The sequence below is a fragment of the Candidatus Thermoplasmatota archaeon genome (genome assembly GCA_029907305.1).
GTDB lineage: Archaea > Thermoplasmatota > E2 > DHVEG-1 > DHVEG-1 > JARYMC01.
In genome coordinates this window covers 1-13038 of sequence record JARYMC010000038.1, presented here as the reverse complement: position 1 = coordinate 13038, position 13038 = coordinate 1, and the positions used below count along the sequence as shown (strand labels likewise).

The window sequence follows — 13038 nt, the reverse complement described above, 5'->3', positions numbered from 1 at the left end:
GTATCTGAAAACCTTTTTGTTGTAGGACCAAAAAAAGGTTTTGTTATAGAAGCAGATGCTTTTCATTACAAGATAAAAGAATTAGACAATGACATAATTGTTATGTCAAACTACCCAAAAGAGCTTTGGAAAAACCAGGTTCACAAATGTTTACCTATTGCTCCTTCTTTTGATACCACCAAAGAGAAATATGTTAGAAAAGGAAGAGTAATCAGACTGAGTTCTCTATATGGAATAAAAATTGTTGATATCGGCGAAAACTGGGTTATTGCACGGCAAGTACCATTTCTGAGAATAAACTATGGAAAAATAATGATCGCTGGTAAACCAACTCAGATAAACCTGGGGGAGCGAAAAACAATAGGGGATTTCAGCGTAGAATTATTAGACATAAATAAGAACAAGGCGAAGATAAAGCTGTGTTACAAGTTTAAAGCATGGGAAGACAAGATGATGGAACACATACAACAAAAATATGGAAGTATCACAGTTAGAGACATGATAAATTGGTCTAGACTGCATAAGGATGATCTAGATGGTTTACGCCCAATGTGCGAAGACTCATACAAATACGAGGCTGTTGCCATATACAAAATCCCAAGGGAAAACTACCAAATATTTAGTGAAGGATGGTTCTCGCCTAACCACGCATGTTCCTCTATATATGTTCCATTTCACATATCAAACACAGATATCTACGACCCATATGAAAAAGGTGAAGCAGCACAACTATCCTTAGAGTTACTAACATTATATGGACATAATAACCTGTCTAACAGTTTTGAAAAAACAGAAGAGGTTTTCCTAAATGAAATGAACGTTGTTTATGATATAGCTAATACTTTTTCATCTAAACAAGATGTAAACTTATTATCTGACTTTTTAACATCTGTTGATCTTGGTATGCAAAGACAGGCTTATCTAACAGAAGAGATATGGCTAGAAATAGGTAAAAATACTGACCAGAAATATAAACAAGATTTAGTCGATATAATTGATAAAATATGGGAGAAAAACTACATTATCAGTCTCGATAATATAAGGAATATTCTTGTAAATAACACCAGAATAATTAACAGATGCCCGGTTGTAAAAGATAAAATCGAAGATATAGCATTAGATATTTGTGGTACAAAGATTGATCTAGCTGATTCAATTGGAATAAAAACCTTTCAGCTAAAAGAGAGATACATAGTTGGTAAAAATTTTATAAAACAGGGGGATTACAAAAACGGTTTAAATATTCTTGAAAAGATATACAAAGATTGTGATATGTTGATTAACGGTGAAACACCAATAGAAATTTCTACTAAGAAATCTGAAAAAGGAATCGATTTTTCGCTTTATTTTTTAATTGTTTTTCTTTTTTTAGTTTTGTTAATTTTGTTTTTAAAAATGAGATCTGATTTGGATTAGATACTTAAGGATTAATCAAAAACATTAAAAAAAACGATGGTATTAAACAAAATGGGGTTTTTGTTTGAATTCAGACAGAAATATAGTGGTGATAGGTTGCGGGGCTGCGGGTGGTACTGCTGCTCAGTTTGCACGTAAAACCGATAGAAAAGCTGTGATCACAGTTTTTGAAAAAGGATCTTATCCACAGTATTCTAAGTGTGGTTTACCGTATACTATATCTGGTGATATACCAAATTTTACCAATTTAATTGAGTTTTCAGAGGAATGGTTCAAAAAAGCAGGTATAACACTTTTTTTGAACACAACTGTAGAGAAAATTGATACTAAAAAACAGGTTGTTGTCGCAAAAAAAGCAGATGCGATATTGGAACAGCCGTATGATTCGTTGATAATAGCTACAGGTGCAAAACCCTGGTTACCCCCTATACGGGATATATATCAAAATGGGAAATTGGTTCAGGGTATACATATTCTTCGTACAATTGATGATGCGAAACAGATTTCATTGTTTGTTAAAAAAGGTAAAAAAGCGGTTATTGTTGGAGCGGGTCTTATAGGTTTGGAGATGGCTGATTGTTTACATAAAAAAGGGATGGATGTAACTATTGTAGAGGCTCTATCTAGTATATTGCCTAATACTCTTGATGGGGATATGAGTGAGCTCGTTTTAAAGAATTTAATTAGCAATGTTACGCTGCATTTGAATTCCTTGGCTGTAAAAGTCGAAAGTAGGGAGGATAAGATAAATAAAGTTGTTGTGAGAAACAATGAAAATGGTGAGGAAAAAAAGATTGATGCAGATCTTTTGATTATAGCTACTGGTTGTAAACCAGATGTTGTGCTAGCTAAAAACGTTGGTTGCACTATAGGTAAAACTGGTGGTATAGTTGTAAATGATAAATCTGAAACTACAGTGAGAAATATTTATGCTGTTGGTGATTGTACTGAATACAAGGATTTTGTTACAAAACAACCTTTGCTTATAGGTCTTGGTAGTATAGGTGTACGTCAGGGTATAGCTGCTGGTGTAAACGCAGCAGGCGGGGACTATAAGTTACCTGATGGTGTTTTGCAGACTTGTACATCAGAGTTTTTTGGTTTGGAGATAGCGGCTGTTGGGCCAATCATGAATCATATACAAAACCAGTCTCTTGTATCAGGTAAATTCAGTGGTTTGTCTCTCCCAGAGTATTATCCTGGTGGTAAACCAATTACCTTGAAGGTTGTTGTAAACCAGGAAGATGGTAAAATACTATCGGCGCAGGCGGTTGGTTATAACGTGGCACAGAGGATTAACACACTGGCATGTGCTATCCTAGCTGGTATGGATATAGAAACTTTTAGGAAGCTTGAAACAGCTTATGCTCCTCCTATTGCTCCGACACTTGACGCTGTCACACTTGTATGTGATATCGTTTCTCTAAAACTTGCTCGTAGAAAATGATATGATGAAGATTTTACATGTTGCTGATACGCATCTTGGCTATTCAGCCTATCGCCGTGTAAACGAGGAAGGATTAAATCAACGTGAGGTTGACACATATGATGCTTTTGAGCAGTTTATCGACTATGCTCTTAAATCAAAACCGGATTTAATCATTCATGCTGGTGACTTATTCGACTCTGTTAGGCCAACGAACAGGGCTATAACCTTTGCTATACATCAGATATTGCGTTTATCAAAACGAGAGATACCATTTGTTGTAATAGCTGGTAACCACGAGCACCCGAAGCTAAGGGAAACAGGCCATATTTTTAGCATACTAGACCACATCGAAAATGTTTACCCTGTTTACAACTCATGTTATGAGATAATACCCTTTGAGATAAACAACGAAAAAATAGTTATTCATGCTATGCCTCAAACTGTCACAAAAAATGAGTTCGAAGATAATCTAAAAAAAATTAAAACAGACAAATCATCAGACTACAACATCCTTGTTGCACACGGTGGTGTTAAAGGTATAAAAGAATTCAGCATGAACGAGTTCAACGAGCTTATAATACCAACACAATACTTGAAAAAAGATTTTGATTACATAGCACTTGGCCATTACCATAAATATGTTAAACTCTCTGAAAATACTTTTTATTCAGGCTCAACTGAGCGTTTTACTTTTTCTGATGCAGGCGAAAAAAAAGGTTTCATAGAAATAGAGCTCGGTAGTGGGAAAAACAAAAATAATTTCATTTCCTTAAAAAACAGGCCGATGATAAACTTGGAGCCAATTGACTGCTCGAATATAACCCTGGATCAAGTGATGAACAAGATAAAAAAAACAATCAAAGAAATAGAGCCATCTGGTAAGATTTTTCGTATAATACTAGAAAATATACCATCACATGTTTACAGAGGAATTGATTTTAGTACTATCCGGGAAATAAGTAGCGAAGCGGTTCATTATGAAATCAAAGCAAATGTAATTAAAGAGGGGGAATCCAAAGCAGTTGAAACATCGAAGATAGATGCTCTTACAAATGAATTTGAACTATTTCTAAGGAAACAAAATATAGAGGATAAAGAAGCGTTACTGAAACTTGGTTTGGATTACATCCAAAAAATAGAATCCAGAGAAGAGAAAAAATGATTCTAAAAACCCTGACTCTGATAAATTATAGAAAATTCAAATATTCTACCTTGGAATTCCCAGATGGGATAATTGGGGTTATGGGGTTAAACGGTGTGGGAAAATCAACAATTTTTGAGGCAATCGCCTGGGCGCTATATGGTCCAAATGCTGCAAGGACATCAGTGGATCAAATCAAAAGAGAAAACGCAGCAGACTCAGACCCATGTAGAGTTGAACTGGAATTTATTTTTGAAGACGATAGATATCGGGTAGTACGTGAGATGTCAGGTAAGAGTTTATCTGCCTCAGCATCTGTCCTTGTAAATGATAAACTTGCAGCTAGTGGCGCAGAAACAGTAAGCAAATACATACAGAAAAAACTAGGGATGGACTTCAAATCATTTTTCACATCCATATTTGCTAAACAAAAAGAGTTGAATGTTTTATCTATGATGAATGCTAGTGAAAGACGACCTCTCATATTAAGGATGCTGGGTATTGATGAGTTAGACGAGGTTGTGAAACAGATAAGGAATGATAAGAGAAATAAAGACACGTTGATAGAGAAACTTAGTCAAGATATCACAGATGAAAAAACCGGAAAAAGCAAAATAGAGATATATGGAAACGAAATCAAAGAGTTAAACAAGAAAAAAGAATCTTTAGATGAATCGATAACAAAAACCAAAGCAGAAATACAGGTTTTAAAAAAAGAAGTAGAAGCCTTGGAAAAAAATTGTGTTTCCAACAAAAAGGAATACGAGAAAATAAACCAGTTAAAAGAAAAATTAACTGAGAAAAAAACTTTATTTGAAAACAAAAAAAAGCTGGAGTTGGAAATTAAAAATTTAAGATCCAAGATAACAGAGAGACAAAAACTTTTAGAACTGCAGCGTAAAAAAACAAAGAGTTTTGATAAACTAGACACTGATATGGAAAACGTTGAAAAAAAACTAGGAGTGTTGGAAGAAGAGTTAGAAAAAATAGTTAAAAAAATCGAGCAAGAAAAAACCCTCATAGAAAACATCAGAGAAACTGTATCTGAGATAGAAAACAAGAAAAAAAACATAGTTAAATTAGGACCTGATGCAAAATGTCCAACCTGTGACCGGGTTTTGGGTAAACAACACAACAAACTTTTAGAAAAATATGATAAAGAAAAAAAAGAAAAAGAGGGTAAAATAAGACTCCTTTTAGAAAACATTAAAACTGATTTAGAGAAAAAAGATAAATTGTCTCGTGAGAAACAGGCTTTGGAGAAGAAACGTAATTATTTACAGACCAGGTTTAGAGATAAAGAAAGATTAGATGCTACGATTGAAAACATTTTATCAGAGATAGAAAGAGAAAGAAAAGAAATAGAAAACAAAGAATTACAACTTAAGAAAATCGGTGTGGTAGATTTTGTTCCATTGGAATATGAATCTGTTAAAAATCAGGTTAACGATTTTTATAAAAGATATCAAACCTCCTTGGATTTACTAGCTGAGAAAAAAGATGCATTTGTGAACTCGAGGATTGAATTAGAAAAAAAAGAGGGAGATAAAAACCTTATCAACCAGAAAATAAAAAACCATCAGGATAAAATATCTGAGCTTGGGGTGTTAAAAGATAGGATAAAAGATGAAAAGAAAAACGCACAACAACTTGGCATGCTTAGTGATATTATGTTTTCTTTTAGAACCCATTTGATATCTAGAATACGACCCACGTTGTCATCCTATGCATCTGATTATTTTGAACGTCTCACAGATGGAAAATATCGTGAGATCGAGTTGGATGAGGATTATAATATAATGATTTATGATGATGGCAACTTATATGGTATACAGCGTTTTTCTGGTGGTGAAGAGGATTTAGCTAACCTCTGTTTACGTTTGGCTATATCTGAGGTTATAACAGAGCGTGCAGGTGGTGCATTTAACTTCATAATATTGGATGAGATATTTGGTTCTCAGGATATGATAAGACGGCAGAATATAATGAAGGCGCTGAACGGTTTGTCATCTAAGTTCAGACAGATTTTTCTTGTTACACATATTGATGATGTGAAGAATTATGTTGAGAATGTTATTTATGTTAATGAAAATGAGGATGGAGTTAGCAGTATAAAGATAGAATAAAAAAGTTTTTTTGTGTTCAATCGCGTTTTATTTACGCATCAGCTTAGAAGGGGGTGTGTCTTTTTGTTCTGCGCATAAAACCAGGTACACATCCCCTTTATGATAAGGATATTTTAGCTGATGTTTGACGGGGTCTTTGATAATTATAATTATATGTAAAATATAATATATAAATTTTATAGAACAAACATCCTATGACAAAAAGCTCATATATAAACTTTATAGAACAAATTTCCTAACTTTTTCGATTTCTTTTATATTTAATTCAGGTGAATGATTTACTACATTTTCGATCATATTATCAAAAAAAACATTCGCTGTATCTAACAAACAGGTTAGATACTTCCTCTTGGTTTTTTAGTTTATATTTTATTTCATTACCATTTGGAATACCTTCGATAATATCTGTAGAAAGTAGTTTCTTTAAATGAAAAGATATCGTGGTCGGATGTTTTTTCAAATTCTTACTAATTTTTATTTGAGACGAGTTAGGGTGTAGAAACAGGTATACAAGAATCTTATATGGAACATCCTGTCTAAGGAAATGAACTATTTTTTTGTCTATGTCATTGAGGTTATTTGCAATATAATATCTTACGTATCTTCCATTTGGTGCTGCTACTAAAAAACCTTTTTTAATTAGATGGTTTAAGTGATAATTCATTGTACTTTTAGGTATTTTCATTTTTCTACAAAGTTCGTTAAGGTGTAGACCAGGGTATTTAAGGATATAATTATAGATGTCCTTTCTTTTTTTAAGTTCTAATTCTTCTACCCATTCTGTGTTATTCGTTAAATTCACCCCTTCGTATACTATATTATTCTGTTACTGTAAGTATATAAAAAATATGACATATTTAACCTAAAATTATAAATTTTAACACAATATTATAAATATTAACAAAAATTAGAATTTTTCATTAAAAATATAAAATTTGTAACATAAATGACGAATTTTAAATATATAAAAATCAATATACTAACCATGAAAAACATAGTAGGAGAAGTCTGGAAAATACTAGACAAAAACCCATCTATAAGAAGAGACCTAGCATTAGGAATAATAAACAACAGAGCACTAGCCAAATACATAATAAAAGAACACAAACTAAATGCAACACTAGACGCAGTAATAAGCGCAATACGGCGCTACGAAATAGGCAGACATGATGATGTATTCGTAATTGCACAAAAACTACTATGCCAAACCGTCAGCCTATCAACAAGAAATGGATTAGCCGAGGTATCTCTAATCAAAGATAACGAAGTTCAACAACTACTACCAGAAATATTCGAAATCATACAGTTTGTAAGAGGAGAAACCCTAAGAATAATACAAGCAACAGAATCAATAAGACTATTAATTGACGAAAAAAACCTAGATAAAATAAAAGAAATATTCCCAAGAAACAAAATAATCAAAATTGATAGAGACATAGCAGAGATAAACATACGTATGCACCCAGACATGAGAACAACATACGGTATTCTAGCAGTAATAGCAAACGAACTCGCACTAAACGGTATCAGTATTATGGAAATAATGAGCTGTTTCCCAGAAATGCTAATATTCGTCGAAGAAAAAAACATACTAAAGGCTTATCAAGTGTTACATCAACTATGCTACCCTACAATATAATTCATATAAAAAATGAAAAATAAAAAAATAAGATACGTTTTATTTTCTAAACAATCTTCTTTTTGGTTTCTCTTCTTCTTTAACAGGTGTTGTCATCGGAGTATTTGTTTTCTCTGTTTTTTTCTCACTATCTACAAAACATGGTGGTGACATAGAAAACAATCGATCAAATATATCTTTATTACTGTTATACCAGTCCTGCCAGCTTTTAACCTCGTTTTTAAGGTTTTTACACTCTTTCTCAGTTTCCTCATAAAGATGGTATAGTTTTGTTAACCTTTCTTTTTCTTTCTCATACTGGTTTGATATGTCCTCAAATTTAGTCTTATAGTTCGCGTAACCCTCATATTCTTTAAGTTTTTCTAACTGTTTTTGCAGGTTATCTATTGTTTTGTCTTTGTTAGTTACATCCTCTTTTAGAATACGCATCTCTTTTTCTGCTGAACTAAGTTTTTCACTGTATTCATCGCATTTTAACTTGTACTCATCAAATTTCTTTATCTTATTTTCATTCTCATGTAACTTCTCTGTTAATGTGTTTATCCTAGCATTTAGATCCTGTTCTAATTGTTTTTTAGAGAGCTCAATGTTTTTTATTTTCTCTTCATAATCAGCTAGTTTCTTCTCTGTACTTGATAACTCTTCTTCCTGGTTTTTGTATGCATCCCACAGTTTGATTAAACGTTCTTTCTCTTTTTCAAGTTCTTCGCTGTATCTTCTCGCCCCTTCGACCGCTTCTTCTTTTTTTCTCTCCATTTCTGAAATTCTGTCCTCAAAACTTTGGAGTACGCTTGTGATACCATCTAGTTTTTCCACATCTAGCATGCTTTGAATTTTTGATAAATTTTCAGTATATTTAGAAAACGAATTTTTTATAACATCTATCTCCTCAGCAACCTGACGTAATCTATCCTTTAAGGAATCTATATTCTCCATTTCATCCATCCTCTTACTCTCTCTAACCACAATCATCACAACCTCCCAAATTAAATTAATTTTCAGGGTAAAAAGGAATAAACTTGTTGATATATAAGTATTGTCATTTAATTAATTGAACGACGGGCAGATATTTCACAGATTAACAGATTTTTTTAATTTTTTATAAGTAGAACCATCAGATTGTTTTCTTCTTCTTTTTAAAAATATACTACCATTAAACTAATAAACCTCTTATACATATCTTTATTTAACATTTGATCAATTACTAGGAGGAAGAATGGGATGGGATTGCTCGAAAAAATTAGTTTAGCCTCGATTCTTCAAAGAATTTTTGGTAAAAAACATGCAAGAATCGGCATTTATGGTCCACCAAATGTTGGAAAAACAACCCTTGCTAACCGTATCCTCCGTGATTGGACCGGTGATATCATGGGTGCTGTCTCTGAGATACCTCATGAGACCCGTAGAGCTAAATGGAAAAAGAATGTGAAAATAGAGAATGGAAACTCTTCTCTGATGATGGACATTGTTGATACACCTGGTATAGCCACTAAAGTAGATTATAAAGAATTCATGAACGTATATGGTTTAACTAAGGAAGAAGCAAAACAGAGGGCTAAAGAAGCAACTGAGGGAGTTATTGAATCTATAAAATGGCTTGAGGACATAGATGGTGTCATACTTGTTATGGATTCCACCCAGGATCCTTTCACCCAAGTAAACGTTACCGTTCTCGGTAACCTAGAAGCCCGTAATCTACCTGTTCTTATAGCTGCTAACAAGATAGATGCTGAGGATGCAAGCCCCGCGACACTAAAATCCGCTTTCCCGCAACACCCTGTTGTACCAATTAGTGCTCTAACAGGTTATAATGCAGAGGCTCTGTATAGTACTATGATAACCCATTTTAGTAAAAGAAGGAAAAGGAGGAGGTAGGTCTATGACGAAAAAGGACAAAGGAATATCTGTCACCCTTGTATCACGCCAAAAACTTGATGGTTTATCCCCCTCAGAAAAACTTAAGTTTATAATTAACGAGGTTAGAAGTGGGAAAATACTGGTTCTTGAACAAGGTCTCACACCAATTGAACAGGCTAAACTGATAGAACATACTATGAAAGAAATCAAGGAGGATACATTTATTGGTATTGAGATGGATGGTTATGGTGAAGAAAAACCATCTTTTATTCAGAGGGTTTTTGGAATTGTTAAAAAACAGCGTATGACTGTTATCGGTCCTGCTAATCTTCTAAAAACCGTTCACAAGGATAGTGATATGATTGAGACCATGATTATACCTGGTAGAGGTGTATAATAGAGGATGCCTCATCAATGTCTTAAATGCGGGCTTGTTTTCGAAGAAGGTTCCTCCCAGCTTTTGAAAGGATGCTCCAGTTGCGGTGGTAACAGGTTTTTTTTCACAAAAGAGCCTTTAAATGAAGAAGAAAGAAATAATATACTTCAGAAGATGGATGGAGAACTTGATTCCGCTCTAGCTAAGATACTGTGTGATGAAAAAGGTCGTTTTATCGACAAAGAAAGTAGATGGGTTGTTATAAAACAAAAAGACATCCAAGCATTACAGCATAAAACCTCAGAAAAAGATGAACCAAAGATAAAAGAAAAAACAGTTTTTATTGATGATAATCTCAGAAGAAAGTTACTAGAGAAAATCGAATCAGAAGTAGATGAAATACATAATAAACCTGAAACAATTGACATCGAACAATCTGGTAGTTACAACATAGACCTCAAAGGTTTACTCGAGGAAGAACCCATCATAATACAGAAAGATGGTTCTTACACAATTCATCTACCATCTGTTTTTAAAATGTTAGATAAAAACAAGAAGTAGATGGGGGGAGTAAAAACCCTGTTTTTATAGGTTTAGTCTTCTATGTAGTTTTACTACTGCTTCTACTGCATCTTTAGCTTTATCGATACGGTCCTGTGCTTGTAACCTTGTCATACCAGGTCCACTGATCCCGAGTCCAACTGGTTTCTCGTACTCAACTGCTAGGTCAGCTATTTTTCTTGTCGCATGTTGTATCACTATATCATCATGCTCAGTTTCTCCTTCTATCACTGCGCCTAGTGCGACTACGCCATCCACATCTTTCCTCTTTAGCATCATTTTTATTGGAAGTCCCATGTCATAGACCCCTGGTACTTTCACTATATGTGTTATCTCTGCTCCTAGGAACTGTGCATGTTCTTTTGCTCGTTCCAGCATCATCATAGTTATATCATAGTTAAACTCTGAGACAACAGCACCTAATCTTATTTTTCTTTCTTTATCCATCTTTTTTTTACCTCCTTTTTTAGTTTCTTAATGGCCCTGCATCCTCAAACCCTTCTCTTAGGCCTTTTCCAGTGTTTTTTGTAAGCCTCTGAGGATGGAACAACAAATTTAATGTGTTTAATGCATGTTCACGTGCCCTTTTATCTGCAAGCCATGCCAGTTCTTTTTCGTCCTTTGCTTCGTCTTCATATACAAAAACTTCTATTATGTGTTTGTTGCACATCAGCTGCGTCTGCATAAGCCCTAGGCTTGCCTCATGGGCGCACTGTTTATCAATTGGTTTAGAACCAGGCATACCAAACGCCATAACAATGTCACAGCCTTGTTCCTCAAACAGTTTTTTACAGGCAACAGGGAGATCCTTTATACCTGGTACTGTGTATCTTATTATCTTAAAACCTGTATCATTTGATTTTAATTCATTTATAGCAGATTTAGCCATATCATACCTGGCAAATGTAGTGTCAGCAATACCTATCTTTTTCATTTTCCCTCTATCTTCTCCATACTTTTTTGGAACTCGTAGGCTGAGATGATTTTACCTATGATTCTTCTTGTACCATCTAAATCATCCATGCCCTCGTATTTTGGTAGCCTTACTACCTTTGCATTCAATTTTCTTTTTTTAAGCTCCTGCTCAATACTTTTTTCATCATGGATCTGATCATACCCAAGTGCTATTATATCTGGTTTAACCTCTTTTACAACCTCGTACATGTCGTCTTCATGACCTAGCATCGCCTCATCTACCATCCTTAGTTCTTTAATCAAGTTTAACCTCATCTCCTCTGGTGTCACAGGCTCATGTTTAAGTTTCCTCACAGTTGAGTCACGTGCTACAATAACAACTAGTTTGTCACCAAGTTTTTTTGCTTCTCTAAGATAATATATGTGTCCCATGTGAAGTAGATCAAAAGTTCCGGTTGCCATTACTTTGACCATTTCTTCCACGCTTGTAATATGTCTTTTCCCTCTAAAAACTCGAGGTTGTATTTATCTGCGTATTGCTTTGCTTCATTTTTAGATAAAGCTTTACCGTCATCAGCCATCATTTCACAGCCGCTTCCCACAGGCGTAAGTCCACCCATTTTTAAAAGCGAAACTATTAACTCCGTATGACCTGTTCTTTCAGACAACAGGTTCTTTGCTGCTACACATATTGGTACATGGCCTGGTGATCTGAACTCTCTTCCAAACATCTTGGTTGCAACACCATCATCAACGTTTTTTATCTTTTTTGCTAGCTCAGCGAAACTTTTCATTGTTAAACTACGATCTATATCTGTTATACCTGTGAATGTTTTTCTATGATTAATGTATAATGAAAAAGATGATTTTGTATCATAAGGTATGTCGTTAGGAACAAGTTCTTTTAAAACAGGATATTTGTTGTTTATATCAGAGTACATATCAGCTAGATATGGGAGTTTTAACTTACTTGCTATATCATTTGAAATCATTAGAAAAATAAGCCCGCCTCCGTCTTTTCTCATCGTTTTTATTGCTTCAGGTGTTACAAACTCTGAGGCCATAACTAGGTCTGTTTCCCCTTCTCTGCTTTCATTGTCATAAACTAGGATAAATTTGCCTTTCTGTAGTTCAAGTAGAGCTCTCTCTAATTTTTTTATAGGTTCACCCATATAGAAATTTACCCCACTAAAATAAATATTGGGTTGTTACCCAAAAATGAGTTAAGTTGTTTTTCTTTTCTTCTGAGAAGCCAGATATCTAGTAACATAACCAGCTATACTATTCCTCAACAACTTACTATTAACGTCGCTTAACTCAGCAACCTTCTCTTTGTTATGCTGAAAATCATCAGCAACAAACTGATCAGGATACGTTTTCACAAGCTGAATAGCCACATTTTTTATGAAAGTCTGTCTTATATTACCCAGTTTATCACCCTTAAACCAACTTAACGTAAGAGGCTGGAATAATTATTTTATATAAAAGCATATCTATTATCAAGGCTTCATCCCGAAATAAATAATTAAAGAAAAAAACATTCATTTTTTTCCTATTAGATGGGATGTGCCAAGAAAA

At 34.1% G+C, this 13038-nt stretch carries 15 protein-coding genes; 8 read left to right on the top strand and 7 right to left on the bottom strand.

All coding sequences use genetic code 11. From position 1 onward, the window contains the following. The 4 genes from QHH19_04040 to QHH19_04025 form a co-directional block, all read left to right on the top strand. Positions 1-1416: hypothetical protein (locus QHH19_04040; protein ID MDH7517495.1), on the top strand; the 1416-nt coding region annotated here is incomplete at its 5' end. Between the two features lie 64 nt (positions 1417-1480). Continuing rightward, positions 1481-2863, top strand: a complete 1383-nt coding sequence (locus tag QHH19_04035; protein ID MDH7517494.1) for an FAD-dependent oxidoreductase — start codon at positions 1481-1483, stop codon at positions 2861-2863. A gap of 1 nt (position 2864) precedes the next feature. Beyond that, the gene (locus tag QHH19_04030; protein ID MDH7517493.1) at positions 2865-4007 is read left to right on the top strand and encodes a DNA repair exonuclease; all 1143 of its coding nucleotides are present in this window, start codon (positions 2865-2867) and stop codon (positions 4005-4007) included. Further along, complete coding sequence (locus QHH19_04025) at positions 4004-6112, top strand: SMC family ATPase (protein ID MDH7517492.1); 2109 nt, start codon at positions 4004-4006, stop codon at positions 6110-6112. Before QHH19_04030 ends, QHH19_04025 begins: the two co-directional genes overlap by 4 nt. 301 nt (positions 6113-6413) lie before the next feature. Here the strand turns inward: QHH19_04025 and QHH19_04020 are convergent, their stop codons facing one another. Then, on the bottom strand, positions 6414-6914 hold the full coding sequence (locus QHH19_04020) for a winged helix-turn-helix transcriptional regulator (protein ID MDH7517491.1): 501 nt from the start codon (positions 6912-6914) through the stop codon (positions 6414-6416). Positions 6915-7097: 183 nt separating this feature from the next. On the opposite strand from QHH19_04020, the gene QHH19_04015 reads away from it, so the two are divergent. Next, positions 7098-7751, top strand: a complete 654-nt coding sequence (locus QHH19_04015) for an ACT domain-containing protein (GenBank protein ID MDH7517490.1) — start codon at positions 7098-7100, stop codon at positions 7749-7751. Between the two features lie 39 nt (positions 7752-7790). On the opposite strand, the gene QHH19_04010 is transcribed toward QHH19_04015, so the two are convergent. After that, positions 7791-8723: a hypothetical protein gene (locus tag QHH19_04010; protein MDH7517489.1), complete on the bottom strand. Its 933-nt coding sequence runs from the start codon at positions 8721-8723 to the stop codon at positions 7791-7793. Between the two features lie 249 nt (positions 8724-8972). On the opposite strand from QHH19_04010, the gene QHH19_04005 reads away from it, so the two are divergent. The 3 genes from QHH19_04005 to QHH19_03995 are packed head-to-tail and all read left to right on the top strand — an operon-like array spanning position 8973 to position 10545. Beyond that, a complete protein-coding gene (locus tag QHH19_04005) occupies positions 8973-9626 on the top strand; it encodes an Era-like GTP-binding protein (protein ID MDH7517488.1) in 654 nt (217 codons plus the stop codon). A gap of 4 nt (positions 9627-9630) precedes the next feature. Next, on the top strand, positions 9631-10005 hold the full coding sequence (locus tag QHH19_04000) for a DUF2073 domain-containing protein (GenBank protein ID MDH7517487.1): 375 nt from the start codon (positions 9631-9633) through the stop codon (positions 10003-10005). 6 nt (positions 10006-10011) lie between these two features. Beyond that, positions 10012-10545, top strand: coding sequence for a Zn-ribbon containing protein (locus tag QHH19_03995; GenBank protein MDH7517486.1), 534 nt, complete (start codon positions 10012-10014; stop codon positions 10543-10545). Between the two features lie 24 nt (positions 10546-10569). Here QHH19_03995 and ribH read toward each other — a convergent pair whose 3' ends face one another. Genes ribH through QHH19_03970 form a run of 5 tightly spaced genes read right to left on the bottom strand, consistent with a single transcriptional unit; the run spans position 10570 to position 12890 of the window. After that, positions 10570-10992, bottom strand: a complete 423-nt coding sequence (ribH, locus tag QHH19_03990; GenBank protein ID MDH7517485.1) for a 6,7-dimethyl-8-ribityllumazine synthase — start codon at positions 10990-10992, stop codon at positions 10570-10572. A 19-nt stretch (positions 10993-11011) separates the two neighbouring features. Next, positions 11012-11479, bottom strand: coding sequence for a riboflavin synthase (gene ribC / locus QHH19_03985; protein ID MDH7517484.1), 468 nt, complete (start codon positions 11477-11479; stop codon positions 11012-11014). Then, the gene (locus tag QHH19_03980) at positions 11476-11934 is read right to left on the bottom strand and encodes an FAD synthase (GenBank protein MDH7517483.1); all 459 of its coding nucleotides are present in this window, start codon (positions 11932-11934) and stop codon (positions 11476-11478) included. The genes ribC and QHH19_03980 overlap by 4 nt, the downstream gene beginning before the upstream one ends. Beyond that, positions 11922-12632 carry a 3,4-dihydroxy-2-butanone-4-phosphate synthase gene (gene ribB / locus QHH19_03975; protein MDH7517482.1) on the bottom strand — a complete coding sequence of 237 codons (711 nt, stop codon included), beginning with the start codon at positions 12630-12632 and terminating at the stop codon, positions 11922-11924. Before ribB ends, QHH19_03980 begins: the two co-directional genes overlap by 13 nt. A 51-nt stretch (positions 12633-12683) precedes the next feature. Continuing rightward, positions 12684-12890 (bottom strand): 30S ribosomal protein S17e, encoded by a 207-nt coding sequence (locus QHH19_03970; GenBank protein MDH7517481.1) that lies wholly within the window; start codon positions 12888-12890, stop codon positions 12684-12686. Positions 12891-13038: the final 148 nt, after the last annotated feature.

What these genes read in the sequence shown, in the direction of transcription:
- QHH19_04030 (MDH7517493.1), top strand. Translation starts at nt 2,865, where the DNA reads ATGATGAAGATTTTACATGTTGCTGATACGCATCTTGGCTATTCAGCC.
- QHH19_04025 (MDH7517492.1), top strand. Translation starts at nt 4,004, where the DNA reads ATGATTCTAAAAACCCTGACTCTGATAAATTATAGAAAATTCAAATAT.
- QHH19_04015 (MDH7517490.1), top strand. Translation starts at nt 7,098, where the DNA reads ATGAAAAACATAGTAGGAGAAGTCTGGAAAATACTAGACAAAAACCCA.
- QHH19_04010 (MDH7517489.1), bottom strand. Translation starts at nt 8,723, where the DNA reads ATGATTGTGGTTAGAGAGAGTAAGAGGATGGATGAAATGGAGAATATA.
- QHH19_04005 (MDH7517488.1), top strand. Translation starts at nt 8,973, where the DNA reads ATGGGATTGCTCGAAAAAATTAGTTTAGCCTCGATTCTTCAAAGAATT.
- QHH19_04000 (MDH7517487.1), top strand. Translation starts at nt 9,631, where the DNA reads ATGACGAAAAAGGACAAAGGAATATCTGTCACCCTTGTATCACGCCAA.
- QHH19_03995 (MDH7517486.1), top strand. Translation starts at nt 10,012, where the DNA reads ATGCCTCATCAATGTCTTAAATGCGGGCTTGTTTTCGAAGAAGGTTCC.
- ribH (MDH7517485.1), bottom strand. Translation starts at nt 10,992, where the DNA reads ATGGATAAAGAAAGAAAAATAAGATTAGGTGCTGTTGTCTCAGAGTTT.
- ribC (MDH7517484.1), bottom strand. Translation starts at nt 11,479, where the DNA reads ATGAAAAAGATAGGTATTGCTGACACTACATTTGCCAGGTATGATATG.
- QHH19_03980 (MDH7517483.1), bottom strand. Translation starts at nt 11,934, where the DNA reads ATGGTCAAAGTAATGGCAACCGGAACTTTTGATCTACTTCACATGGGA.
- ribB (MDH7517482.1), bottom strand. Translation starts at nt 12,632, where the DNA reads ATGGGTGAACCTATAAAAAAATTAGAGAGAGCTCTACTTGAACTACAG.